26 protein-coding genes and 2 pseudogenes are annotated in these 22564 nt (G+C 71.0%); 11 read left to right on the forward strand and 17 right to left on the reverse strand.

Annotated elements, in window-relative coordinates; genetic code table 11:
* Nucleotides 1–238: 238 nt before the first annotated feature.
* Nucleotides 239–1171 carry a 4-hydroxy-tetrahydrodipicolinate synthase gene (gene dapA, locus DVK44_RS05485; protein WP_114658598.1) on the forward strand — a complete coding sequence of 311 codons (933 nt, stop codon included), beginning with the start codon at nt 239–241 and terminating at the stop codon, nt 1169–1171.
* A gap of 44 nt (nt 1172–1215) precedes the next feature.
* On the opposite strand, the gene dapD is transcribed toward dapA, so the two are convergent.
* The 4 genes from dapD to DVK44_RS05505 form a co-directional block, all read right to left on the reverse strand.
* Nucleotides 1216–2214 (reverse strand): 2,3,4,5-tetrahydropyridine-2,6-dicarboxylate N-succinyltransferase, encoded by a 999-nt coding sequence (gene dapD, locus DVK44_RS05490; RefSeq protein WP_114658599.1) that lies wholly within the window; start codon nt 2212–2214, stop codon nt 1216–1218.
* A gap of 126 nt (nt 2215–2340) precedes the next feature.
* Nucleotides 2341–2589: a hypothetical protein gene (locus DVK44_RS05495; RefSeq protein WP_228447003.1), complete on the reverse strand. Its 249-nt coding sequence runs from the start codon at nt 2587–2589 to the stop codon at nt 2341–2343.
* Between the two features lie 4 nt (nt 2590–2593).
* Entirely contained in the window at nt 2594–3139 is a 546-nt protein-coding gene (locus DVK44_RS05500; protein WP_114658601.1) for a TetR/AcrR family transcriptional regulator, read from the reverse strand.
* An 82-nt stretch (nt 3140–3221) separates the two neighbouring features.
* Nucleotides 3222–3542 (reverse strand): DMT family transporter, encoded by a 321-nt coding sequence (locus tag DVK44_RS05505; protein WP_114664921.1) that lies wholly within the window; start codon nt 3540–3542, stop codon nt 3222–3224.
* Between the two features lie 111 nt (nt 3543–3653).
* On the opposite strand from DVK44_RS05505, the gene DVK44_RS05510 reads away from it, so the two are divergent.
* Nucleotides 3654–4871: a hypothetical protein gene (locus tag DVK44_RS05510; RefSeq protein ID WP_162793665.1), complete on the forward strand. Its 1218-nt coding sequence runs from the start codon at nt 3654–3656 to the stop codon at nt 4869–4871.
* A gap of 2 nt (nt 4872–4873) precedes the next feature.
* Here DVK44_RS05510 and DVK44_RS37850 read toward each other — a convergent pair.
* Nucleotides 4874–5508, reverse strand: a pseudogene (locus DVK44_RS37850) (helix-turn-helix domain-containing protein); the annotation flags it as partial.
* A gap of 95 nt (nt 5509–5603) precedes the next feature.
* On the opposite strand from DVK44_RS37850, the pseudogene DVK44_RS37855 reads away from it, so the two are divergent.
* From DVK44_RS37855 to DVK44_RS36255, 3 genes and pseudogenes are all read left to right on the forward strand, one after another.
* A pseudogene (locus tag DVK44_RS37855) lies at nt 5604–6318 on the forward strand (zinc-binding dehydrogenase); the annotation flags it as partial.
* 23 nt (nt 6319–6341) lie between these two features.
* Nucleotides 6342–6524 (forward strand): hypothetical protein, encoded by a 183-nt coding sequence (locus DVK44_RS36670; protein ID WP_181957405.1) that lies wholly within the window; start codon nt 6342–6344, stop codon nt 6522–6524.
* Entirely contained in the window at nt 6521–6694 is a 174-nt protein-coding gene (locus DVK44_RS36255) for a hypothetical protein (RefSeq protein WP_162793667.1), read from the forward strand. The genes DVK44_RS36670 and DVK44_RS36255 overlap by 4 nt, the downstream gene beginning before the upstream one ends.
* 63 nt (nt 6695–6757) lie before the next feature.
* On the opposite strand, the gene DVK44_RS05525 is transcribed toward DVK44_RS36255, so the two are convergent.
* Complete coding sequence (locus DVK44_RS05525) at nt 6758–7639, reverse strand: NAD(P)-dependent oxidoreductase (protein WP_114658603.1); 882 nt, start codon at nt 7637–7639, stop codon at nt 6758–6760.
* Between the two features lie 105 nt (nt 7640–7744).
* On the opposite strand from DVK44_RS05525, the gene DVK44_RS05530 reads away from it, so the two are divergent.
* Entirely contained in the window at nt 7745–8137 is a 393-nt protein-coding gene (locus tag DVK44_RS05530; protein ID WP_114658604.1) for a winged helix-turn-helix transcriptional regulator, read from the forward strand.
* An 8-nt stretch (nt 8138–8145) separates the two neighbouring features.
* Here the strand turns inward: DVK44_RS05530 and DVK44_RS05535 are convergent, their stop codons facing one another.
* Nucleotides 8146–9003: a helix-turn-helix transcriptional regulator gene (locus tag DVK44_RS05535; RefSeq protein ID WP_114658605.1), complete on the reverse strand. Its 858-nt coding sequence runs from the start codon at nt 9001–9003 to the stop codon at nt 8146–8148.
* Nucleotides 9004–9191: 188 nt separating this feature from the next.
* On the opposite strand from DVK44_RS05535, the gene DVK44_RS05540 reads away from it, so the two are divergent.
* Together DVK44_RS05540 and DVK44_RS05545 are read left to right on the forward strand one after the other, a co-directional pair.
* On the forward strand, nt 9192–9929 hold the full coding sequence (locus DVK44_RS05540) for an SDR family oxidoreductase (protein ID WP_114658606.1): 738 nt from the start codon (nt 9192–9194) through the stop codon (nt 9927–9929).
* Nucleotides 9926–10408 (forward strand): nuclear transport factor 2 family protein, encoded by a 483-nt coding sequence (locus tag DVK44_RS05545; RefSeq protein WP_228447005.1) that lies wholly within the window; start codon nt 9926–9928, stop codon nt 10406–10408. The genes DVK44_RS05540 and DVK44_RS05545 overlap by 4 nt, the downstream gene beginning before the upstream one ends.
* A 75-nt stretch (nt 10409–10483) precedes the next feature.
* On the opposite strand, the gene DVK44_RS05550 is transcribed toward DVK44_RS05545, so the two are convergent.
* The 9 genes from DVK44_RS05550 to DVK44_RS05590 all read right to left on the reverse strand — a co-directional run bounded on the left by DVK44_RS05550 (nt 10484) and on the right by DVK44_RS05590 (nt 18325).
* Nucleotides 10484–11428 carry a hypothetical protein gene (locus tag DVK44_RS05550; RefSeq protein ID WP_162793669.1) on the reverse strand — a complete coding sequence of 315 codons (945 nt, stop codon included), beginning with the start codon at nt 11426–11428 and terminating at the stop codon, nt 10484–10486.
* Between the two features lie 199 nt (nt 11429–11627).
* Nucleotides 11628–11966 carry a metal-sulfur cluster assembly factor gene (locus DVK44_RS05555; RefSeq protein WP_114658608.1) on the reverse strand — a complete coding sequence of 113 codons (339 nt, stop codon included), beginning with the start codon at nt 11964–11966 and terminating at the stop codon, nt 11628–11630.
* Nucleotides 11963–12466 carry a Fe-S cluster assembly sulfur transfer protein SufU gene (gene sufU, locus DVK44_RS05560; protein ID WP_114658609.1) on the reverse strand — a complete coding sequence of 168 codons (504 nt, stop codon included), beginning with the start codon at nt 12464–12466 and terminating at the stop codon, nt 11963–11965. Before sufU ends, DVK44_RS05555 begins: the two co-directional genes overlap by 4 nt.
* 20 nt (nt 12467–12486) lie before the next feature.
* Entirely contained in the window at nt 12487–13758 is a 1272-nt protein-coding gene (locus tag DVK44_RS05565; protein ID WP_114658610.1) for a cysteine desulfurase, read from the reverse strand.
* Nucleotides 13755–14519, reverse strand: coding sequence for a Fe-S cluster assembly ATPase SufC (gene sufC, locus DVK44_RS05570; RefSeq protein WP_114658611.1), 765 nt, complete (start codon nt 14517–14519; stop codon nt 13755–13757). Before sufC ends, DVK44_RS05565 begins: the two co-directional genes overlap by 4 nt.
* 5 nt (nt 14520–14524) lie before the next feature.
* The gene (locus DVK44_RS05575; protein ID WP_114658612.1) at nt 14525–14842 is read right to left on the reverse strand and encodes a bifunctional 3-phenylpropionate/cinnamic acid dioxygenase ferredoxin subunit; all 318 of its coding nucleotides are present in this window, start codon (nt 14840–14842) and stop codon (nt 14525–14527) included.
* Nucleotides 14842–16020, reverse strand: a complete 1179-nt coding sequence (sufD, locus tag DVK44_RS05580; RefSeq protein WP_114658613.1) for a Fe-S cluster assembly protein SufD — start codon at nt 16018–16020, stop codon at nt 14842–14844. Before sufD ends, DVK44_RS05575 begins: the two co-directional genes overlap by 1 nt.
* Nucleotides 16021–16136: 116 nt before the next feature.
* Entirely contained in the window at nt 16137–17558 is a 1422-nt protein-coding gene (gene sufB, locus DVK44_RS05585) for a Fe-S cluster assembly protein SufB (protein WP_114658614.1), read from the reverse strand.
* Nucleotides 17555–18325 carry a helix-turn-helix transcriptional regulator gene (locus tag DVK44_RS05590; protein ID WP_114658615.1) on the reverse strand — a complete coding sequence of 257 codons (771 nt, stop codon included), beginning with the start codon at nt 18323–18325 and terminating at the stop codon, nt 17555–17557. Before DVK44_RS05590 ends, sufB begins: the two co-directional genes overlap by 4 nt.
* A gap of 211 nt (nt 18326–18536) precedes the next feature.
* On the opposite strand from DVK44_RS05590, the gene DVK44_RS05595 reads away from it, so the two are divergent.
* The 3 genes from DVK44_RS05595 (at nt 18537) to DVK44_RS05605 (ending at nt 21323) form a co-directional block, all read left to right on the forward strand.
* Nucleotides 18537–19487 (forward strand): ABC transporter ATP-binding protein, encoded by a 951-nt coding sequence (locus tag DVK44_RS05595; protein ID WP_114658616.1) that lies wholly within the window; start codon nt 18537–18539, stop codon nt 19485–19487.
* Between the two features lie 65 nt (nt 19488–19552).
* A complete protein-coding gene (locus tag DVK44_RS05600; RefSeq protein ID WP_162794252.1) occupies nt 19553–20269 on the forward strand; it encodes an ABC transporter permease in 717 nt (238 codons plus the stop codon).
* 58 nt (nt 20270–20327) lie between these two features.
* A complete protein-coding gene (locus DVK44_RS05605) occupies nt 20328–21323 on the forward strand; it encodes a COX15/CtaA family protein (protein WP_181957608.1) in 996 nt (331 codons plus the stop codon).
* A 35-nt stretch (nt 21324–21358) separates the two neighbouring features.
* Here DVK44_RS05605 and DVK44_RS05610 read toward each other — a convergent pair whose 3' ends face one another.
* Entirely contained in the window at nt 21359–22513 is a 1155-nt protein-coding gene (locus tag DVK44_RS05610; RefSeq protein ID WP_114658619.1) for an amidohydrolase, read from the reverse strand.
* Nucleotides 22514–22564 lie beyond the last annotated feature (51 nt).

Consider the following 22564-nt stretch of genomic DNA (forward strand, 5'->3'; position numbering starts at 1 on the left):
GGGCGTCGCGGTCAGCGCTGAGCCGTACGATACGACCGCGTCCGTCCCCCGCGTACTCGTGCGCCCGCCAACCTCGCGCCCCGCGCCGCCGGACCGGGTCGAACCGCCCGAAGCCGACACGGAAACCTGTCCGGAAAGCGACGGCGTGCGGCAAGCCCTCAGGATTCAGCATTGCTACACACTCACCCGTAGCAGAACTAAGTAGACCTTCACAGAACAAGCGCCCGACACTGGCGCCATGAGCACTGCACCCAGCACCCTCCCCGGCCCTCCGCGCCCCTTCGGCCGCGCCCTCTGCGCGATGGTCACCCCCTTCACCCCCACCGGCGAACTCGACCCGGCAGGCGCGCGCGAACTGGCCGCCCGGCTCGTCGACGAAGGCTGCGACGGCCTCGTCCTCAACGGCACCACCGGCGAATCGCCCACCACCACCGACGCCGAGAAGACCGCGCTCGTCCGGGCCGTGTGCGCGGAGGTGGGCGACCGGGCGTATGTCGTCGCGGGGGTCGGCGGCCCCAGCACCCGGCACACCCTCGCGCTGGCGCGCGAGGCCGAACACGCCGGCGCGCACGGCCTGCTGGTGGTCACCCCGTACTACAGCCGCCCGCCGCAGGGGGACATCGAAGCCCACTTCCTGCGGGTCGCCGACGCCTCCGGCATTCCGCTGATGCTGTACGACATCCCGGCCCGCACCGGAAGCCGGATCGAGCCCGCGACCATGCTGCGGCTCGCCGCGCATCCGCGCGTCGTAGCCGTCAAGGACTGCGCGTACGACCCGCTGGGCAGCGCCGGGGTGATCGCCCGCACGTCACTCGCGTACTACTCCGGCAGCGAGGAGCTGAACCTCCCGCTGTACGCGGTCGGCGGCGCCGGATTCGTCAGTACGGTCGCGAACGCCGCGCCCCGCGCGCTGCGGGCCCCGATCGACGCGTACGACGCGGGCGCGACCGCCGAGGCGGCCCGGCTCAACGCGCGCGCACTCCCTCTCATCGAGCGGATGATGGCGGCCGGTCTGCCGGGCACGGTCACCACCAAGGCCCTGCTCGGCCGGCTCGGTCTGCCCGCGGGCCCGGTCCGCGAACCACTGCGGCCCGCCGGCCGGGAGACGGCCGACGGGCTGCTGAGGACGTACGAGGAACTGGTGACGATGCCGGCAGTGACGGCCGGCTGAATCGGCCGGGCGCCGGGCTCAAGCAACCAGGCGGGGCGACCGGGTCAGTTGTGGCTGTGGAGCATGTCGTTCAGACCGCCCCAGACCGCGTTGTTCGGGCGGGCCTCGACCGTGCCCGTCACCGAGTTGCGGCGGAAGAGGATGTTGCTCGCGCCGGACAGCTCGCGCGCCTTGACGATCTGCCCGTCGGGCAGCGTGACCCGGGTGCCCGCCGTGACATACAGCCCGGCCTCCACGACGCACTCGTCGCCCAGCGCGATCCCGACGCCCGCCTCGGCGCCGATCAGGCAGCGCTCACCGATGACGATGCGCTGCGTACCGCCGCCGGAGAGCGTGCCCATGGTGGAGGCGCCGCCGCCGATGTCGGAGCCGTCACCCACGACGACGCCCGCGGAGATCCGGCCCTCGACCATGGACGTGCCGAGCGTGCCCGCGTTGAAGTTGACGAAACCCTCGTGCATCACGGTCGTGCCCTCGGCGAGGTGCGCGCCGAGCCGCACCCGGTCCGCGTCCGCGATCCGGACGCCCTTGGGCGCCACGTAGTCCGTCATGCGCGGGAACTTGTCGACCGAGGTCACCTGGAGGTGCAGCCCCTCGGCGCGCGCGTTCAGCCGTACGGTCTCCAGCGTGTCCACCGCGACCGGCCCGAGCGAGGTCCAGGCGACGTTGGCGAGCAGCCCGAAGAGCCCCTCCAGGCTCTGGCCGTGCGGCTTCACCAGCCGGTGGCTGAGCAGATGCAGCCGCAGATACGCGTCATGGGCGTCGAGCGGCTTGTCGTCGAGCGAGGCGATGACCGTACGGACGGCGACGACCTCGACCCCGCGCCGCGCGTCGGGCCCGACGGCTTTCGCCGCGCCCGCCCCCAGCAGTTCCGCGGCGCGCTCGGCGCTCAGCCGCTCCGTGCCGGCCGGGCCGGGCTCGGCGGCGAGCGCCGGGGACGGGAACCAGGTGTCGAGGACGGTGCCGTCCTCGGTGAGGGTGGCGAGACCGGCGGCGACGGCGCCGGTGGCCCGGGGGGTACTGGGGGAAGACGAGTCGGTCATACGGCAAAACCTAACGGTCCGGGCGGCGCCGGGCCAACCGGTCTCAGGTATCGGTCGCCGACCGGCCCCACCCCTTACCGCCGCGTCCCACCCCTTACCGCCGCGCCCTGCCCCTTACCGCCGCGCTCAACTCAGCCGGTTCGCCTCGGAGCCGCCGACCGCGTGGTCGATGTCGTCCTCGGCGCGCGGCAGCGGCCGGTGCCCCTCCGAGTGGTGGTTGACCCAGCCGCACACCCCGCAGCTGTAGCGGCCGTCGAGCCCGGCGATGAGGGTGCCGCACTGCCGGCACTCGCCATGGGTGATCTCGGGGCCGGCGGGCGGGACCGACGGGACCGACGACACGGGCGGGACGGGCGGAGTTCCGGGGGCGCTCATCACGTCAACGTACCGCCGGAAGCAGCCGGGCGAACATCTCGCGGGCGTACCCGGCGTCGTACTCCATGTCCGTCAGCAGGACCTGGAGGCAGATCCCGTCCACCATCGCGACCAGCGCCCGCGCGGTGACCGGATCGGTGTACGGCGCGAGCAGGGCGCTGAGCGCGGCGCTCCACTCCGCCGCGACCGGCCGCAGCGCGGGCCGGCGCAGGGCCGCGAGGTACAGCTCGAACTCCAGCTCCACACCGGTACGGTCGCGGGCCAGCCACTCGCCCGTGACCCGGGCCAGCTCCCCCGCGATGTCGCACTCCGGACCGTCGAACGAGCCGCGCTCCAGGAACACCGCCGCGAACCCCTCGTTGGCCTGGCGCAACGTGGCGATCAGCAGCTCGTCCAGCGAGCCGAAGTGGTACGTGGTCGAGCCGAGCGGCACATCGGCCTCGGCGGCGACCGTGCGATGGCTCAGCCCGGCGATACCACCGCGCCCGACCACCCGGATCGCCGCGTCGATGATGCGCTGGCGCCGCTCGGGATCGTAACGACGGGTCACCGGCGGGCTCCTGTCGTCGCCGCACTCCCGCTGATCGCCGCACTCCTGCTCATCGCCGTACTCCTGTCATGTACCCCTGTCATCAGTGGGCTCCCCCGAGGTTGAGGACGACAACGCCCGCGACCACCAGGGCGATACCGGCCAGTTTGACCGGACTCGCCGACTCGTTCAGGAAGAGCATGCCGATGACGGCGATGACCGCCGTGCCCGCGCCGGCCCAGATCGCGTAGGCCGTACCGATGGAGAGCGTCTTGAGCGTCTGCGCCAGCAGACCGAACGCCACCAGATAGCCGGCCACGGTCAGCACCGAGGGCCAGAGCCGTGTGAATCCCTCGCTGTACTTCATGGCCGTCGTGCCGGCCACCTCCGCCGCGATCGCCGCGGCGAGCAGTCCGTATCCCATGTGTACGAGTGTACACATGACTATGTACGACCGTACACAACACGGATACCGCACGGCCCGATACGGTGTGCTGTTCTTATGAGCGGATAAACATGTACGGGGGTACGGCACATGACACAGAACGTGGGACCCGGTGGATACGGGCCCGGCGGATACGGACCGGGCGGATACGGCCCCGGAGGCGGCTACGGACCGGGCGGCGGATACGGCCCCGGCGGCCCGAACGACGGCCCGAACGGCGGCTGGAACGAAGGCTGGGACGGCGGCTGGACGCCACCCCCCGGACCGCCCAAGCCCGGTGTGATCCCGCTGGGTCCGCTGCGCGTCAGCGACATACTCAACGGCGCGTTCACCACCATCGGCCGCTACTGGAAGCAGTTGCTCGGCACGGCCCTGGCGGCGTACGGCGTGGCCGCGTTCCTGATGATCGCGGCCGGGTTCATCGCGTACGCCTCCGTCAGCGACCAGGCGCGAGCGGTCTTCAACATGCGCGGGGCGGACGAGCCGACATGGCCGGAGATCCGCCCGCTGCTGATCGCCTTCGCCTGCTTCTGGATCGTCTCGGTCGCGCTGGTGGTGCTCGCCAACGTCGTGATCCAGACGGCCTGCCCGGCGATCGTCCAGCAGGCGGTCCTGGGCCGTCCGATCACGATCGACGAGACCGCCCGCAGGGCCGCTTCACGGCTCGGCTCGGTCCTGGGCACCGTCCTGCTGACCGTCCTGATCGCCCTGCCGCCGATCATTCTGTTCCTCATCGGCTTCGCCGGCCTGCTGTTCCTGCCGAACCAGGTCGACGAATGGCCCTTCGAGGGGCCGAAGTGGCTCTTCCCGGTCGGCATGCTCGGCGCGCTCGCCCTGATGCCGCTCAGCGCCTGGCTCTGGACCCGCTTCAGCCTGGCCCCCTCGGTCGCGGTCATCGAGTCCAGCGGCCCGGTCGCCTCCATGCGCCGCTCCGCGCGGCTGGTGGACGGCGCGTGGTGGCGGATCTTCGGCATCTCCCTCCTCGGCTACGCCCTGGCGAGCGTCGCCGCGGCCATGATCCAGCAGGTCGTCAACGTGGTCGGGCTGCTCAGCGGCCAACTGACCCTCACCACCTCCGAGTCCAGATCCCCGGCCACGCAATTCCTGGCGTTCATGGGCATCTACATGGTCATCACCCTGGTCGCGGGCGTGATCAGCCAGATCATCACGGCGACCCTTCCGCAGCTCGTGGTCAATCTGCTCTACGTGGACCAGCGCATCCGGAACGAGAACCTGGCCCCGGTCCTGGCGGACGCGGCAGGCGTCACGCCCGCCATGGGCACCCCGGGCACCCCGCCGACGCACTGACGACCGGGGGCGCCCGGCATCGGGTAGGCGTCCCAGTCCAGGGTGGTCTCCCCGATCAGCGGATGGTTGAGACGCATCCGGCCGCGGGTCGTCCCCACCACATCGTGGCGGGCCCATGTGGCGGCGAACTCATCGCTGCGTACGGCGAGTTCACCGACCAGCTCCACCGCGCGCGGATGCCCCGGCCCGTCCGCGACCTGCGCCCGTAGCATCGCGGTCAGCTCGACGACGGTGGCGGCCCGGTCCGGACAGGCCCGGTCCGCCTCCGGGTGCAGCAGCAGCGCCAGCAGATTCCGCCCGTCCAGCGGCTGCTGGGTGAACTCGCCGAGCAGGACACCGGCGAGCGGATTCCAGGCCAGCACGTCCAGGAAGCGCCCGACGACCAAGGCGAGCGTGGTCATGGTCCGCAGCAGCCGCAGCGTGGTGGGCAGCTGCGGTGAAACCGAGGGCGCGCGCGAGCGTCCAGGACCTGGTCCGAGGGCTGTACATCGCGCCCCTGCTCCATGCGCTGGTAGTAGTCCGCGCTCACCCCCGCCAGCAGGGCCAGCTCCTCCCGCCGCAGCCCGGCGACACGCCGCCGGGGCCCGGGCTCCAGCCCGACATCCTCGGGACGGAGCCACGTCCGGCGGGCCCGCAGGTGGGTCTGCCGGTCCCAGGAAAAGGGGAACGCCCGAGATCGCGGACGCGAGCATGGACCCACAACAACCACCCCCCTCCCTAAGGAACCTCGCGATGAAGGCAGCCCGAATCATGCGGGTGGAGGACGTCGAGCGCCCTGTTCCCGGCGCGGGGGAGGTGCTGGTGGCGGTCGAGGCGTCCAGTGTGAACGGACACGACGTGATCGTGCGCGCCGGGGAGCTGAAGATCGTGTCGGGCAGGCGCCTTCCGCTGGGGGTCGGGCTGGACTTCGCGGGCGTAGTAGTGGAGACGGGCGCCGAGGCCGGAGGGCTAAGCACCGGGAATCCAAGCCCCGGAGGTCCGACGCCCTGGAACCCGAAGCCCGGGGACCGGGTCTGGGGCACGGTGCACCCCCGCGAGCGGCGAACGCGTCCTCGTCCGGGGCTCGGCGGGCGGAGTCGGCACCGCCGCCGTACAACTGGCCCACGCGATGGGCGGCCATGTGACGGCCTTGGCCCGCGACCGCCACGCCGAGACACTCACCGCCCTGGGCGCCGACCGGGTCCTGGACTACGGCTCCACCACCTCGGACGGGATCGACCCGTTCGACGTCATCGTCGACACGGTCGGCACGGAACTGCACTGCTACCGCAGCCGGCTGGCCAAGGGCGGCCGGCTGGTCACCGTCGGCCTCTCCGCCCCCGCCCTGGCCGCGATCACGACATCCACCGTGTACGGCCCCCGCCGCATCCGCGCCTTCAGCGCCAACCCCGACACCACCACCCTGCGCGACCTGGCCACCCACAGCCCGGGGCACGTCTGCGCGGGTTCCTGTTCAGGAAAAAGGGCCTGTTGCGCCTGTACATGGACAGCGCGGACGACATCTCCGGCGTGATCGCCGCCGACGTACGGCCAGGCGGTGCGCTGACCGCCCTCTTGGCCGCGCTGCCCTCACTGCTCGGCGAGGAGTGGCGGGCCTCGGAAGCGGTGGACGACCCGCACTGCCGGTACCTGGTGGATCTCACCGACTGGTGACCCAGGCACGGACAGCGCGCGCACGCGTCCGTACGGGGATGGCGTTCGAGGACCACGCGGAGGTGATCAGCGTCGAGGGGGACCGCCGTATGCGCGCCGTGTCCCCGGACCGCGCGCTGCGCGCGTACCGCGTGGGCGCCCAGGTGACGCCGCAGCTCATGTGGCTGTAACCGGGGTCCGGGGCGGGCCCCAGCCCCGGACCAGCCCCCGCCCCGGACCGGCCCCCGCCAGCGCTACCGCGCCAGCAGGTCGATGACTCCCGTCGTGTCCTCCGCGCCGTGGCCGTCCGCGAGGCGGCGCTCCAGCAGGGCCACGTACGGGGTCAACAGCTCGGTGCTGACGCCCTGTTCCTCGGCGGTGCGCAGCAGCGTCGGCGCTCCCGCGACCTGCATGGCGAGGTTGGAGACGACGTCCTTCGCGTAGTCGCCGCTCTGGATCTGGTCGGCGGTCCTGTGTACGGACGCGGACATGGCCGCGAGCCAGCCCGCGAGCAGCGGAGCGAAGTCCTTCGGCGGGATGTCCTCGTCGCGGATCAGCGCGAACGCGTGGGCGACGCCCGCGAGCATGCCGTTCATCGCGCTCAGCAGCGCGACATCGTGGAGCGCGGCGAAGCCGGGGTCCGGGCCGACGTAGGTGGTGGCGGCCGGTACGGACAGCACATCGCGGTGGGCGTCGAAGACGGCGCGGTCGCCGCTGTAGAAGACGTAACCGCCCGCCTCCGGCACGCCGATCATCGGCGGGACCGCCATGATCCCGCCGTCCAGGAAGCGGGCGCCGCGCTCCCGCGCCCACGCGGCGCGGGCACGGGCCTGGCCGGGGGTGCTGGTGGTGAGGTTGACGAGGTCCTTGCCGGCCGGATCGACACCGGCCAGGGCCTCGTCGACCGAGTCGTCGTCGAGCAGGCACAGCACCACCGGCCCGCTCGCCGCCACGGCCTCGGCCGGGTCGGCGGCGACCATGGCGCCCTCGGCGGCCAGGGGTTCGCAACGGGCGGCGGTACGGTTCCAGACGGTCAGCGGATGTCCGGCGGTGAGCCAGGTGCGGGCGAGCGCGGTGCCCATGGCGCCGAGCCCGAGAAGGGTGAGCGGAATCTTTCCAACGGTGTTGTCAGTCATGGTGATTAGGCTGTTCGCAGCGCACGGAACGATCAAGTACGCACTTGGTTGTGGGTGGTTACCCCGAGGTGAGCGAGCAGGTAGCGGGTGGGAGGAACGGGGAGCATGGCGACCGTACGGAGACCGGGCGCGTACGTCTGCGGGATCGATGCCGCGATGGATGTGATCGGCGGCAAGTGGAAGGTGCTCATCCTCTGGGCGCTGAACGACCGGACGGTCTGCCGCTTCGGTGAGCTGCGCCGCCTGGTGCCGGGAATCACCGAGAAGGTGCTCGCCTCCCATCTGCGGGAGCTGGAGGGCGACGGCATCGTTTGCCGTACGGAGTACGACGAGGTGCCGCCGCGTGTCGAGTACGCGCTGACGCCGCTGGGCGTCTCGCTCAACGACGCGCTGGGCCCGCTCGGCGCGTGGGGCCGCCGGAATGTCCTGGGCGCCGACGCGCATGACACCCCGGGCAGTGCCCGCGCCGCCCACGGCGACGGCGTGCCTTCGGCCTGAACGGCCGGCTACCGCCCCGAGCCCCGCTGCCGGTGCCCGTCCTCCCCGCGCCGCGTCGCGTGGAGCGTGCCGAGCAGGGTGAGGGCGAGGGAGCTGGGGCTGCCCGGTTCCGCGTGGTAGATCACGACCTGCTGGCCGGTGGCTCCGCGTACGTCGAAGGTCTGGTACGTGAGGGAGAGCGGCCCCACCTCGGGATGGACGAGTTCCTTGGCGTCGTGGGTCTTGCCGCGGACGCTGTGCGCGGACCAGAGCGCGGCGAATTCGTCGCTCGCCGCGCTGAGCGCGCTCACCAGGTCGTTCAGGCGCGGATAGTCCGGTACGAGGCCGGTGGCCCGGCGCAGTTCCGCGACGACCGCCTCGGCGACGCGGTGCCACTGCGGGTAGAAGGTACGGCCCGCCGGGTCGAGGAAGGTCATACGGGCGAGGTTGTCCGCCGCCCCGAACGGGGTGAAGAGCGCGTCGGCCAGGCTGTTGGCGGCCAGGAGGTCGAGCGCCGGGTTGAGGACGAAGGCCGGGGTGTTCGGGTAGCCGTCGAGCAGTTGCCGCAGCATCGGGCCTACGGTCTCGCGCGGCTGTGGCCGGTGGCCGTCCGGGAGGGTGCCCGCGAGCCGGTGCAGGTGTTCGCGCGCCTCGCGGTCCAGGCGCAGGGCGTGGCCGATCGCGTCGAGGATCTGGGGCGAGGGACCGCGCTCCCGGCCCTGTTCCAGCCGGGTGTAGTAGTCGGTGTTCATGCCGGCCAGTACGGCGACCTCCTCCCGCCGGAGCCCGGCGACCCGGCGGCGGCCGTAGGAGGCGAGCCCCACATCGCCGGGGCGCAGCCGGGCACGGTGGGCGCGGAGGAAGTCGCCGAGAGCGTTGCTGGTCACCCCGTCAGGCTAGAACGGCCGCCCGCCGCGTACCTGGGTGCGCCGTACCCAGCCACGGCGCGGCCCGGCACAGCCTGTCCCGGCACAGCCCGTCCCGGCACAGCCCGTCCTGGTTGGGGCGTCCGCCGCCGCCCAGACTCCGGGGAACGACAACACCTCGTTCTCTTCCCCCCACCAGGAGGAACAACATGACGCGGCACACCACGAAAGCCGTGGCCATCACCGGCGCGAGCAGCGGCATCGGTGAGGCGACGGCGCGCCGGCTCGCGGCGGACGGGCACCGGGTCCTGCTCGGCGCGCGCCGTACCGACCGGCTGGAGCGGCTGGTCGAGGAGATCACCAAGGAGGGCGGTACCGCCTCCTTCCAGCGGCTGGACGTCACCGACGCGGCGGACACCCGCGCGTTTGTCGACGCGGCGGTTCGCGCGTACGGCCGGCTCGACGCCCTCGTGAACAACGCGGGCCTGATGCCCCTCTCCCCGCTGGCCGCGCTCAGGACCGAGGAGTGGGACCGCATGATCGACGTGAACGTACGCGGGGTGCTGCACGGCATCGCCGCCGCGCTGCCCGTGATGCGCGCCCAGGGCGGCGGGCACCTCGTGAACATCGCCTCTGTCGGCGCGTACGAGGTCTCGCCCACCGCCGCCGTCTACTGCGCCACCAAGTTCGCCGTCCGCGCGATCTCCGAGGGGCTGCGCCAGGAGTCCGCCGGGGACATCCGGGTCACCCTCGTCTCGCCGGGCGTGACCGAGTCCGAACTCGCCGACGCCATCGCGGATCCGGAGGCCAGGGAGGAGATGAAGACCTACCGCTCGGTGGCACTGCCCGCCTCGGCCATCGCGGACGCCATCGCGTACGCGCTCTCCCAGCCGCCACAGGTCGACGTGAACGAGATCGTCGTACGCCCCACCGCGAGCGCCCAGTGAGCCGCCCGGAGGAAGAAACCGCCGACCCCGCCGGCCTGGCCCGCAGAGTACGCGCCCTGGAGGACGGCGAAGCACTGCGCGCCCTCATGATCCGGGGCTGGCGGGCGCTCGACCGCAAGGACTGGGAGACCTGGATCGCCTGCTGGACCGAGGACGCGGTCCTGGAGTTCGGGCCGTGGGACAGGATCCGCGGAAGGGAGGCGATCCGGGCGACGGTGGCGAAGGCGGAGGCGCCCTACCCGAGCATGCAGCACCACATCCTCAACATGCACTTCGACATCGACGGCGACCTGGCGACCGGCATCGGCTACATGTGGTTCGTCGCCGTCACCACACCCGGCGGAACCTCCACCCCGTACGCCATGGGCGGCCCGTACGACTGGAACTTCCACCGCACCCCGAACGGCTGGCGCCTGGCCCGCCAACGACTCGGCGTCCTGTGGACCAGCGGCGAGGACCCCCTGAAGACCTTCGAATGAGACTTCCGGCCCTCTTTCACCGGTCCTGACGCCGACGCCGAGCGTCGGCGTCAGGACCACTTCCCTGAGATCGGGTCACTTCTTCTCAAGGGTGCGCAGGGTCTCCACATACATATTGGTGGCGCTCTTCCGGCACTCGACCGCGAGATTCTCCAGCAGCGCCGGTTCCACCGTGCGGTATCGCGCCCAGGTATTGACGTATTCCACGGCTTGCGCACGGAATGTCACGGAGAAGTGTTTCACCTCGCCGACGTGCAGTTTTCCCGCCCAGGTCCCCGTCACATGCCCTACGGGGTCGGTCTTGTAGGGCGGTATGCCGGAGGAGGAAGCCTGTGCCGAGAGGGCCTCGATCACCTGGTTCTCCCAGCGGGTTCGCTTCTCCTTCGACAGCCCGGCCGTGGTGTCGGCCGCGATTCCGTCGAGGGAGCCGAGCGTCCTGGCATTCCCGCACGCCGCCAGATTTATCTTCAGATCATCCGCTCGGGCGGGAATCGCAACCAGCTTCCCCGCCGCATGGCGCCCCTCGGCGATCCTGATGACCGCATAGGCGGCGGGGTCCTGGGAGATCGCCCGGATGACGCGCACAAGGGTGTCGTTCGGCACCGTCACGCGCACCCCCGAATCGTCCTCCCACGGCTCACCGTCCGACAGATGCTTCTCGTAATCGAAATCGAGCCGCCTGAGGATCTCGTGCGTGTCGGGCGTGTAGTCCGCCAGAATCTCGGCCAGTGGCATCCGCAGAGCGCTGTCCAGAGCGAGGCCGTCGCTCTTCAAGGTGTCACCGGTAGCCGAGATGATGTCCCGCATGGCCCGAGCCTGTTCGACGGAGTGTGCCCCCTCCCCGCTCCCGGTCGCGGAGTCCTTGAGCTTCTCCCCGAGGGCCGCGCAGTCGAGGTCGTCACGGTAGGCGGAGCCCAGCACCGTCCGGATCCTGCCGTCCTCGCGCAGGACCGAGCACGCACTGCCGCCGTCGTCACGCGTCCAGGCCCATGTCCCCACCCCCACCACGACAAGCGCCACGGCGCCGGCCGACAACAGAGCGGTGCGGGTACGGCGGGAGGGGGAAGCAGCCATGGGATCGATCCTTCTTCGCCAACACGGGTGATCGTTGTCTCACCTGCCATATCGGGCGGACTCACCCACTCAACGCGAGACCCCCACGGGTCCGGGAAAGGACCGTGGGGGTCTCGCGGCACATCCGGGGACGGGCGCCGTCACCTCAGACGTTGAAGCCCAGCGCGCGCAGCTGCTCGCGGCCGTCGTCGGTGATCTTGTCCGGGCCCCACGGGGGCATCCAGACCCAGTTGATCTTCAGCTCGCTGACCAGTCCGTCCGTCGCGGACTTCGCCTGGTCCTCGATCACATCGGTCAGCGGACAGGCCGCCGACGTCAGGGTCATGTCCAGTGTCGCGATATTGGAATCGTCGATGTGGATGCCGTAGATCAGGCCCAGGTTGACGACGTCGATGCCCAGCTCGGGGTCGACCACGTCGTACAGCGCCTCGCGGACCTCGTCCTCGGAGGCGGGCTTCATCGTCACGGTGTCGTTCTCGCTCATGCCGTCTCCTTCAAAGAGTCATCGCCCGAACCGGCGCCCGAACCCGTGTCCGGGGACCCGTCGCCCAGGGCCTGGGCCGTGGCGTCCTTCCAGGCCATCCAGGCGAGCAGGGCGCACTTCACGCGGGCGGGGTACTTCGAGACGCCGGCGAACGCGACCGCGTCCTCCAGCACCTCCTCCATCGCGTCGTCCGGCTCGATCCTGCCGCGGGACTGCATCAGCTCCAGGAAGGTGCCCTGGATCTTCCGCGCCTCGGCCAGCTCCCTGCCGACCAGCAGGTCGTTCAGTACGGAGGCGCTGGCCTGGCTGATGGAGCAGCCCTGGCCCTCGTACGAGACATCCGCGACGCGCGAGCCCTCGTACCGCACACGCAGGGTGATCTCGTCACCGCACGTCGGGTTCACGTGGTGCACCTCGGCGTCGCCGTCCCGCAGACCGCGCCCGTGAGGGTGCTTGTAGTGGTCCAGGATGACGTCCTGGTACATCGAATCCAACTTCACGAGTTCAGCCCCTCAAACCCTCATCCGAAGAAATTACGGACGTGCTCCAGCCCCTCGACCAGGGCATCGACCTCGGCCGGAGTGGAGTACAGATAGAAAGACGCTCGCGTGGTCGCGGGAATTCCGTACCGCAGGCAGACCGGACGGGCGCAGTGGTGGCCGACCCGGACCGCGATGCCCTGCTCGTCGAGGACCTGGCCCACGTCGTGCGGGTGGATGTCGCCGAGGGTGAAGGAGATCGTCGCGCCCCGGTCCTCGGCCGTCGTCGGGCCGATGATCCGCAGGTCGGGTACGTCCAGCAGGCGCCGGACCGCGTACTCGGTGATCGCGTGCTCATGCTCGGCGATCTTGTCCATGCCGATCGCGGACAGGTAGTCCACGGCCGCGCCGAGGCCGACGGCCTGGGCGATCGGGGGCGTACCGGCCTCGAACTTGTGCGGCGCCGGGGCGTAGGTGGACGAGTGCATCGACACGGTCTCGATCATCTCGCCGCCGCCCAGGAACGGCGGGAGGTCCTCCAGCAGCTCCTGGCGGCCCCACAGGACACCGATACCGGTCGGGCCGACCATCTTGTGGCCGGTGAAGGCCACGAAGTCCGCCTGGAGCGCCTGGACGTCGAGCACCTGGTGCGGCGCCGCCTGCGAGGCGTCGACGCAGACCAGCGCGCCGACCTCCTGCGCGCGGCGGACGATCGCCTCGACCGGGTTCTGGGTGCCGAGGATGTTGGAGACCAGCACAAAGGAGACGATCTTCGTCTTCTCGGTGATGATCTCGTTGATGTTCGACAGGTCGAGCCGGCCGTCGTCGGTGATGCCGAACCACTTCAGCTTCGCGCCGGTGCGCTGCGCGAGCAGCTGCCACGGCACGATGTTGGAGTGGTGCTCCATCTCCGTGATGACGATCTCGGTCTCGTGGTCGACCCGGTAGGGCTCGTCGGCCCAGCCGAGCATGTTGGCCACGAGGTTGAGCGACTCGGACGCGTTCTTGGTGAATATGACCTCGTCGCGGCTCGGCGCGTTGATGAACGCGGCGACCTTGTCACGGGCGCCCTCGTACAGCGCCGTGGCCTCCTCGGCGATGGTGTACACCCCGCGGTGGACATTCGCGTTGTGCTGCTCGTAGTACTCGTTGAGCGCGTCGAGCACCTGGCGCGGCTTCTGCGAGGTCGCCGCGGAGTCCAGGTACACGAGCTTCTTGCCGTGGATCACCCGGTCGAGGATCGGGAAGTCCTTGCGGATCGCCTCGTCCAGGAGACGGCCCGACGTGGGGAGAAGGCCCGGCAGTTGTGTCACGCGGGGACGCCACCCTTCGCGTATGCCTCGTAGCCCTCGTTCTCCAGCTTGTCGGCCAGCTCCGCGCCGCCGGACTCGGCGATACGGCCCTGGGCGAAGACATGCACGAAGTCGGGCTTGATGTAGCGGAGGATCCGGGTGTAGTGCGTGATCAGCAGGGTGCCGACCTCGCCGGTCTCGCGGACGCGGTTGACGCCCTCGGAGACGACCCGCAGCGCGTCCACGTCGAGACCGGAGTCGGTCTCGTCGAGGATGGCGATCCTGGGCTTGAGCAGTTCGAGCTGGAGAATCTCGTGGCGCTTCTTCTCACCGCCGGAGAAGCCCTCGTTGAGGCTCCGCTCGGCGAAGGCGGGGTCCATCTGGAGGCGCTCCATGGCCTCCCGGACCTCCTTGACCCACGTACGCAGCTTGGGGGCCTCGCCGCGGACGGCGGTGGCCGAGGTGCGCAGGAAGTTGGAGACGGAGACGCCGGGGACCTCGACGGGGTACTGCATGGCCAGGAAGAGACCGGCGCGGGCGCGCTCGTCGACGGTCATCTCCAGGACGTCCTCACCGTCGAGGGTGACGGTGCCGCCGGTGATGGTGTATTTCGGGTGACCGGCGAGGGAGTACGCGAGGGTCGACTTGCCCGAGCCGTTGGGGCCCATGATGGCGTGCGTCTCGCCCTGCTTCACGGTGAGGTCGACACCGCGCAGGATCTCCTTCGTGGCGTTGTCGGCCTCGACGGTGACGTGCAGGTCGTGGATTTCAAGGGTAGCCATGTGCCTCAGGACTCCTGGGTGACGGAGACGAGCACATCGTCCCCTTCGATCTTTACGGGGTATACGGGAACGGGGCGCGTCGCGGGAAGGCCGGACGGCTTGCCGGTACGGAGGTCGAAGCTGGAGCCGTGCAGCCAGCACTCGATCATGCAGTCCTCGACCTCGCCCTCCGAGAGGGACACGTTCGCGTGCGAGCAGATGTCGTTGATCGCGAACACCTCGCCCTCGGTGCGGACGACGGAGACGGGCGTGCCGTCGAGTTCCACCCGCTTGGGGGTGTCCTCGGTCAGCTCGCTCAGCCCACAGGCACGGACGAAGGTCATCAGACTGCCGCCTCCAGCTCCGACTCGATCTTGGCCATGAGGCGCTCCTCGACGTCCGGCAGTCCGATCTTCTGGACCAGCTCGGCGAAGAAGCCGCGGACGACGAGGCGGCGTGCCTCGGACTCCGGGATGCCGCGCGCCATCAGGTAGAAGAGCTGTTCGTCGTCGAACCGGCCGGTCGCGGAGGCGTGTCCGGCGCCGGCGATCTCGCCGGTCTCGATCTCCAGGTTCGGTACGGAGTCGACGCGCGCGCCGTCCGTGAGGACGAGGTTGCGGTTCATCTCGTAGGTGTCGGTGCCCTCGGCCGAGGCGCGGATGAGCACGTCACCGATCCAGACCGCGTGGGCGTCGACGCCCTGGAGCGCGCCCTTGTAGGCGGCGTCGGACTTGCAGTGCGGGGCGTTGTGGTCGACGAAGAGCCGGTGTTCCTGGTGCTGGCCCTTGTCGGTGAAGTAGAGGCCGAACAGCTCGGCCTCGCCGCCGGGCGCCGCGTACTGCACGCGCGGCTGGATCCGTACGAGGTCGCCGCCGAAGGTGACGACGATCGACTTGAACGAGGCGTCGCGGCCGACCAGCGCGTTGTGCTGGGCGACGTGGACGGCCTTGTCGTCCCAGTCCTGTACGGAGACGACGGTCAGCTTGGCGCCGTCACCGATGAGGTAGTCGACGTTGGCCGCGACGACCGCGTCGCCGGTGTGGTCGATGACCACGACGGCCTCGGCGAAGGCTCCGAGTTCGATGATCTGCTGGCCGTAGGCGACACCGCCCTCGCCGTGCACGGCGATCCTGATCGGCTCGGCGACCACCGTCTCCTTGGGTACGGAGATGACGGACGCCTTCTCGAACGAGGAGTACGCCTGGGCGGCGACCCGGTCGACCGGCGTACCGGCCCGGCCGACGCGCGCGTCCTCGCGGCCGACGGTCTCGACGACGACGCCCTCGGGCGCGGTCACCTCGACCGTGACGCCGTCGGCCGCGACGGCCGTGCCGTCGTGCAGCCCGCGCAGCCGCTCCAGCGGGGTGAACCGCCACTCCTCCTCGCGGCCGTGCGGGACGGGGAAGTCCGCGACGTCGAAGGACGGGGGCGCGCTCATGCGCGTGGCGACGGTCGACTCGGCGGCCACCGCGATCGAACCGGCGGTGGTGGAACCCGCCGGAATGTTCTGAGCCTCAGCCATGGCTGTCGTCGTGCTCTCTCTCTGCCTCTGCGTAGGAAATACGGGCGCGGCCGGGGGGAGTTCCGGCGGCCGCCGGTGGGGCTGGGGCGGCCGGCCCGGGGGCCGGCCGTCCGGGGTCAGCCGACGGAGCCCTCCATCTGAAGCTCGATCAGCCGGTTCAGCTCCAGGGCGTACTCCATGGGCAGCTCCTTCGCGATCGGCTCGACGAAGCCGCGCACGATCATCGCCATGGCCTCGAACTCGGTCATGCCGCGGCTCATCAGGTAGAAGAGCTGGTCCTCGGAGACCTTGGAGACCGTCGCCTCGTGGCCCATGGAGACGTCGTCCTCGCGGACGTCGACGTACGGGTAGGTGTCGGAGCGCGAGATGGTGTCGACCAGCAGCGCGTCGCAGAGCACATTGGACTTGGAGCCCTCGGCGCCCTCGCCGATCTCGATCAGACCGCGGTACGAGGTACGGCCGCCACCGCGCGCCACCGACTTGGAGACGATGTTGGACGAGGTGTTCGGGGCCATGTGGACCATCTTGGCGCCGGCGTCCTGGTGCTGGCCCTCGCCCGCGAAGGCGATGGACAGGGTCTCGCCCTTGGCGTGCTCGCCCATCAGGTAGATCGCCGGGTACTTCATGGTGACCTTGGAGCCGATGTTGCCGTCGACCCACTCCATCGTCGCGCCCTCGTAGGCCACGGCGCGCTTGGTCACCAGGTTGTAGACGTTGTTCGACCAGTTCTGGATGGTCGTGTAGCGGCAGCGGCCGCCCTTCTTGACGATGATCTCGACGACGGCGCTGTGCAGCGAGTCCGAGGAGTAGATCGGGGCGGTACAGCCCTCGACGTAGTGGACGTAGGCGTCCTCGTCGACGATGATCAGCGTCCGCTCGAACTGGCCCATGTTCTCCGTGTTGATACGGAAGTACGCCTGGAGCGGGATGTCGACGTGCACGCCCTTCGGCACGTAGATGAACGAGCCGCCGGACCACACGGAGGTGTTCAGGGAGGCGAACTTGTTGTCGCCGACCGGGATCACCGTGCCGAAGTACTCCTGGAACAGCTCGGGGTGCTCCTTGAGCGCGGTGTCGGTGTCGAGGAAGATGACACCCTTCTCCTCCAGGTCCTCGCGGATCTGGTGGTAGACCACCTCGGACTCGTACTGCGCGGCGACACCGGCGACCAGGCGCTGCTTCTCCGCCTCCGGGATGCCGAGCTTGTCGTACGTGTTCTTGATGTCCTCCGGCAGCTCCTCCCACGAAGCGGCCTGCTTCTCGGTGGAGCGCACGAAGTACTTGATGTTGTCGAAGTGGATCCCCGACAGGTCGGAGCCCCAGCTCGGCATGGGCTTCTTGTCGAACAGCCGCAGGCCCTTGAGCCGCAGCTTCAGCATCCACTCCGGCTCGTTCTTCTTCGCCGAGATGTCGCGGACGACAGCCTCGGACAGGCCGCGCTTGGCCGCGGCACCGGCGGCGTCGGAGTCGGCCCAGCCGAATTCGTACGTGCCCAGGCCATCGAGCTCAGGGTGGGCAGTCTCCGTGGGGAGCGTCATGCGGGGTTCCTCCCGGCTGTGCTTTCAGAAGCGTGATGGGTGGTCTGTGGGGGCGGTGCGGCGGGCTGTGCGGTCGCCCCGGGGATGAAGGTCGTGCAGACGCCGTCGCCATGGGCGATGGTGGCCAGCCGCTGCACATGGGTCCCGAGCAACTGGGAGAAGAATTCCGTCTCCGCCTCGCACAGCTGGGGGAACTGCGCGGCTACGTGCGCGACCGGGCAGTGGTGCTGGCAGAGCTGTTCACCCTGCTGGTTCGGCGCGCTACGAGCCGTAGCAGCGTACCCGTCCGCGGTCAGTGCCGCGGCGAGGGCCTCGGTCAGCCGGCCGCCGTCGGTCCCGGCCGTCTCGACCGCCGCGCGGTACGCGGCGCCCTGGTCGGCGATCCGGGCCCGGGCGAAGGCGGCGACGGCGGCCTCGCCGCGCTCCCCGCCGCCGGCCGCGGTAGCAATCCAGCGCAGCGCGTCGGCGGCGAGCTGGTCGTAGGACTGGTCGAAGGCGTCCCGGCCGCAGTCGGTCAGCGCGAACGCCTTGGCGGGCCGGCCGCGCCCGCGCGAGCCGTGGACGCGCTGGTCGCGCGGCTCCACCATGGCATCGGCGGCCAGGGCGTCGAGGTGGCGGCGGACGGCCGCCGGGGTGAGCCCGAGGCGCCCGGCCAGCTCGGTCACGGTGGACGGGCCGTGGTCCAGGATGGAGCGCGCGACCCGGTTGCGAGTGGAGTGCTCGCCGGTCGCGAGTTCCTCCGGAGGAGCCTCGCCAACGTATTTCACAACGCCATTGTTGCGTAATTCCTCCGGCGGTGACAACCGCCGTCCCACCTGGGCGACGGTGCCCTTCGTCACTAAGGGTTACCTAAGAAATAGGGCGGAAGCGGGCCCTCCCCCAGGTCCCCCGGGCCTTTCCCGCCCCGCCGGGCCGGGGCCGCACGCCTTTCTCACCCCGCCGGGCCCGGGCCCGGCGGGAGCTGCCTAGACTCCGGGCATGCAAACGGTCTCCCCGGGTGGCACCCCGCCCGACAGTCTCGTAGAGGTACGGGGGCTGGTGAAGCGGTACGGGGCCAAAACCGCGGTCGACGGCCTCGATCTGGTGGTACGCGCCGGTACGGTCACCGCCGTCCTCGGCCCCAACGGCGCCGGCAAGACCACCACCGTCGAAATCTGCGAGGGCTACCGCCGTCCCGACGCCGGGACCGTACGGGTCCTCGGTCTCGACCCGGTGGCCGACGCCGCCCGGCTCCGCCCGCGTATCGGCGTGATGCTCCAGTCCGGGGGCGTGTACTCCGGCGCGCGCGCCGACGAGATGCTCCGCCACATGGCCCGGCTGCACGCCCACCCGCTCGACGTGGACGCGCTGATCGAGCGGCTCGGTCTCGGCAGCTGCGGCCGTACGGCCTACCGCCGGCTCTCCGGCGGCCAGCAGCAGCGGCTCGCGCTGGCGCTGGCCGTGGTCGGCCGCCCCGAGCTGGTCTTCCTCGACGAGCCGACCGCCGGACTCGACCCGCAGGCCCGCCGCTCCACCTGGGAGCTGGTACGCGAGCTGCGCGCCGACGGCGTCGGCACCGTACTCACCACGCACTTCATGGACGAGGCCGAGTCCCTCGCCGACGATGTCGTGATCATCGACGCGGGCCGGGTGATCGCCCAGGGCAGCCCCGAGGAGCTGTGCCGGGGCGGCGCCGAGAACACCCTGCGCTTCACCGGCCGCGCCGGTCTCGACCTCGGCTCGCTGCTGAAGGCGCTGCCCGACGGCACCGCCGCCGCCGAGCTGACACCGGGGCTGTACCGGATCAGCGGCGGGATCGACCCGCAGCTGCTGGCCACCGTCGCGTCCTGGTGCGCGCAGCACGGGGTGATGGCGGACGGGATCTCCGTCGAGCGCCGCACGCTGGAGGACGTCTTCCTCGAACTGACCGGCAAGGAGCTGCGTTCGTGAGCACAGGGACCCACACCGGCGCCGGTACGTACGCCCCGGCGCCCGGGGCGGCCCCGCTGCTCCGCATGATCGCGGCCCAGACCGCGTTCGAGACGAAGCTGCTGCTGCGCAACGGCGAGCAGCTGCTGCTGACGGTGATCATCCCGTCCCTGCTGCTGGTGCTCTTCTCGACCGTGGACATCGTCGACACCGGCGCGGGCGAGGCCGTCGACTTCCTCGCGCCCGGCATCCTCGCGCTGGCGGTCATGTCGACGGCGTTCACCGGCCAGGCCATCGCCACCGGCTTCGAGCGGCGGTACGGGGTGCTCAAGCGGCTCGCGGTGTCGCCGCTGCCGCGCTGGGCGCTGATGACCGCGAAGTCGTTCTCCGTGCTGGTCACCGAGGTGCTCCAGATCGTGCTGCTGGCGGTGATCGCGCTGGCGCTGGGCTGGTCGCCGCACGGCAACCCCGTCGCCGTACTCCTGCTGCTCGTGCTCGGCACCGCCGCGTTCTCCGGGATCGGTCTGCTGATGGCGGGCACGCTCCGGGCGGAGGCGACCCTGGCCGCCGCGAACCTGGTCTTCCTGCTGCTCCTGATGGGCGGCGGGGTGGTCGTACCGCTGGACAAGTTCCCGGACGCGGCGGCCTCGGTGCTCGGCTGGCTGCCGATCTCGGCGCTCTCGCAAGGGCTGCGGGACGTCCTCCAGCACGGCGCGGCGATGCCGTGGCGCGAGCTGGGGATCCTGGTCCTGTGGGCGGTGCCCGGACTCGCCGCGGCCGGCCGGTTCTTCCGCTGGGAGTGAGGCCGCCGGGGACCGCGGCGACGTGCCGTAACGCCGGATACGTACCCCTCGTGAAATCCTGCACAAGCTCCGTCCTACGATAGAGGCCGTGTTGACACCCCTCGCGTATATCGCCCAGCGCTGGACGCCGTCACCCCGTATCGTCCGGCGCGCCGCGCTCAGCGCCGTCGTGATGAGCGTGCTGATCGTCGTGACCGGCGGCGCGGTGCGGCTGACCGGTTCCGGCCTCGGCTGCGACACCTGGCCCAAGTGCACGGACGACAGCCTGATCGCCACCCCGGAGCAGGGGCTGCACGGCGCGATCGAGTTCGGCAACCGGATGCTGACGTACGTGCTGTGCGCGGCGGTGGGCTGGGCGATCATCGCGGCGCGTTCCGCGAAGCCCCGGCGCCCCGGACTGACCCAGCTGGCCTGGTCACAGTTCTGGCTGGTGATGGCCAACGGCATCATCGGCGGGATCACCGTGCTGACGGAGCTGAACCCGTGGACCGTGGCGGGGCACTTCCTCCTCGCCACCGCCCTGCTCACCGTCACCACCCTCACCTGGCTGCGCACCCACGAGGGCGACGGCGCCCCCCGCCCGCGCGTGCCGCGCCCGGTGCGCAAGCTGTCCTGGGCGCTGATCGTCTCCTCGGTGGTGCTGATCGCGGCCGGGACGACGGTGACGGGGTCGGGCCGGCACGCGGGCGACAGCAGCGAGGTGCCGCGGATGCCGTTCGACTATGTGACCGTCGCGCATGTGCACGCGGTGTTCGCCTGGGTCGTCTGCGCGCTGGCGGTGGCGATGTGGCTGGTGCTGCGGGTGGTGGACGCGCCGGCCGACACCCGGGCGCGCGCCCGCGATCTGGTGCTGGTGCTGCTCGCGCAGGGCGTCATCGGTTATGTGCAGTACTTCACGGACACCCCGGAAGTCCTGGTCGGCAGCCACATGTTGGGCTCCTGCCTGGTGTGGATCGCGGTGCTGCGAGTGGCGATGAGCACCCGCGAGCGCCCGCACACGACGGCCACGATCCCCGCGCAGCCGGACCCCACGCTCTCGGCCTCGACCGTCTGAGTCCGGAGTTCCGCAGGACTTCTTCCGCCCGCCGGTCAGCCGCCGGCGGGCGGAAGTCCGTACACCCGGCGGGCGTTGCCCCCGGCGATCAGCCCGGCCACGCGCGTGGCGTCCGCCGCCGCCCAGGCGCCCTCGGCGACCCAGCCGCCCAGCACCCGGTCCACCGCCTCGGTGAACGCCCGGACCGCGACCACTTGGAGTTCGGGCAGCCCGCGCGCGCCGCTGGAGAACAGCAGCTTCCCGAACGGGGCGCTCTCCAGGCTCTCCGCCAGTACGGCCGCGGCCCTCGGCCCGGTCCGTGCGAGGGCGGGCCCGAGGTCGGCGTACACATGCGGGAAGACGCTCGCCAGCCGCGCGGCCTGCCGGTGGTACGGATAGGGGTCGAGCAGGACGAGATCGGTGCCGAGCCCGGCCGTGGCCGCCGCGAAACCGGTGAGCGCCGTGGGATCGGCGCCGCCCGGGAGCAGTTGCAGCGGGCGTCCGGTGGCGATCGCCGTCCAGAGCAGGTGGCGCAGCAGTAAGGGGTCGGTGAGCGCTCCCCCGGCCCGGCGCCCGGCCAGCCAGCGGGCGGCGGCGCCCCGGACGGCACCGGGCGCGGGCGGCTCCGGCAATTCCGACTCGCATGCCCCGCCTCCCGTACCACTGCTGCCGCCCGTACCGCTCGCGCAGCTGAAGGCCACGGCCGTGGCCGCCTCGGTGTGTACGGTCTCGGCCAGGCCCGCGAGGAAGGAGCCCGCCCCGCCCGAGACATCGGCGACGCGCTCCGCGAGCCGTTCGAGCCGGACGATCCGACGGGCCCCGGCGGCGCCCAGCGACGCCATCTCCTCGGGCCCGGACCGCTCGTCCGTGCCCTCGTCCGCGGCCGAGTCCACCAGATAGGTGGTGATCCCGGTGGCGCGCAGCAGCCGCCGGGCGGTCTCCAGCGCGCCGAGTTCCCGGCGGCGCGCCAGATAGCGGGCGGGCGGGCAGTGCGGTGCGAGGCCGAGCAGTGGTGGGCACCAGCGCCGTACGGCGAAGCCCAGTTGGGTGTCGAAGAGGGTGGTGCCGGCGGCGGCGCGGCCGGCCGCCGGCGCGCCGAGCCGGGTCTCGAAGGTGCCGAGGCCCAGCTCCGTACGGAGCACTCCGTGGCAGTGCTGGTCCACGAGGGACACCGGGGACGCCGGGGACACCAGGGACGCTGTTTCGATCATCGGGATTCCCGTTCATGGACCTTGGACCATCGACCGCCGCTCGCCGGGCGG

Origin of the sequence: Streptomyces paludis, from assembly GCF_003344965.1 — a bacterium.
GTDB lineage: Bacteria > Actinomycetota > Actinomycetes > Streptomycetales > Streptomycetaceae > Streptomyces > Streptomyces paludis.